We start from the raw sequence: 1804 nt of genomic DNA on the forward strand, positions 1-1804 counted from the left end.
GGCCCGACGTCCGCCGTGACGTCATCGGAGTTCGTTCGGATGGCGACGCCGTGGATCGACTCCAGCAGCGACAGCTCGACGAAATCCTGCCGCTTGATGAAGCCGCGCGCGGGCGGCCTTGCCGTCACCACCAACAACGTGTCGCCGGCATCCGGATCGGTGAAGCGGTGGAGAAAACCTGCCTTGGTCAGCGGCACCGTGACATTGGCCAGCGAAGGGTCGGCGATGTTCCTGATCGCCGATAACGCCAGAGAGGGCGTTTGTACCGTGTCGGCAAAGGTCACGGTCCAGTTGGTGCCGGTGGCGAGATCCTCGCCCGAGAGCGATGGCAATTGCGGCCGGTTGAGACGCAACCGAACGGCCTGCCATCCGTCTTCCGGCACGATGCTGATATCGGCGACCGCCGAGCCACCCTGCCCGCGGATCGCATCAAGGTTGATCGGCCTTTTTGAATCGAGCATCAGCCACAGCGTGTCGGCGCGGCGGAACAGCGCCGCCGGCGTTCCCAAAGGCATTGAAAAGGTCAGGTGCAGACCGTCGCTGTCGCGGTTGATGCTGACATCGCTGGCGCCTGACATCGGCTTCGCATCGGCGGCGGCAGGTGCAACTGGTGTTGGTGCGGCAGCGACGGGTGCAGCGGCGACAGGCACGGCCTGCTTTTTCGCCGGAGCCTCCGCCGCCATTGCCGGCGGTTCGGTTTGCGACGACGCCGGCATTGCGGGTTGCGGCGCGGCGGCCATTTTCGGCGCGGATTCGGCGCTGGCTTCGGAGAGCGCCGGCGCGGCAGGCGTTTGAATGACAGGTTGTTGTTGCGGCGGCGCAGCCGCGACTGGCTTTTCGGCTACCACGGGCTTTTCGGCCGCTACCGGCATCGCCGGCGGTGCCGGTGCCGGAGCGGCTGCCTGCATCGGGACGACGGGCAATGACGGAGCAGCCGCTACGGCTTTTTCGGCGGCGTGTGCAGCATCCGACACCTGCGGCGCCAACGCCTTGTCGGGCTGCTGGAAGGCAACGTCGATCACGTAATTCTTGTCTTCGCGGAAGGAATGGACGTCCACATCGCCCAGCATCACGAGTTCGACCACAGCCGTTTCGCCTTCGATCTTCTGACTGATCGAGGCCACGTTGGGGGGCGAGGCGAGCTTGGCGTCCGCCAGATCGAAGGTCAGCGCCTTGCTGAACAGCAGTTTGAGTTTTTGTTCGTTCAGCACCGAGGACACGCCGACGCCGTCGGGCATTTCAAAAATAAAGCGCACGAAGGTCGGTTGAACCGAAGCACGGACACGCACCGGCCCGCGCTTCTTGGCTTCCGACATCGCCCGCTGCTGGCGCAGTTCGCGCTCGGCGGCGCGAGCGCGTTCGGAGAGTTCACGCACCACTTCGTTGGGAAGGCCCGGCGGCGGCCCTTTCCATGACTCCGGCAAAAGATCGACGAACAAGCGCTCGCCGGCCGTCATGGTGTTGATGGTCACCTTGCGCGAAAGCGACAGGCGGATGGCCGAGCCGTCCGGATCGCGACGCGCCGCTCCGATATAATCCGGCACCGACTCGCCGATCTTGTCGACAGAGACATCGACGGGTCGTTCAAACCGGATCACGATGATCGATCCGGCCGTCACCACTTCCGAACCGACATCCTCGTTGAATTTGATCACAAGGCGCGCAAAGCCGCCGCCCGACGAGAAGGTGGCCTCGGCCTGGACCGCATCGGCCGCGAATCCGCGAACCGGAAAAGCCAGCGCGACAAGAAACAAAGCCGCGCCAAGCAGACGGCCGGCCCCGCGCCGCCGAGATCGCGCCCGGC

1 pseudogene is annotated in these 1804 nt (G+C 65.1%); it reads right to left on the minus strand.

Annotated features, from left to right (window positions below):
- Positions 1-1804, minus strand: a pseudogene (locus tag WB528_RS13985) (tetratricopeptide repeat protein); the annotation flags it as partial.

This window comes from Bradyrhizobium sp., from assembly GCF_049586575.1.
Lineage (GTDB): Bacteria > Pseudomonadota > Alphaproteobacteria > Rhizobiales > Xanthobacteraceae > Bradyrhizobium.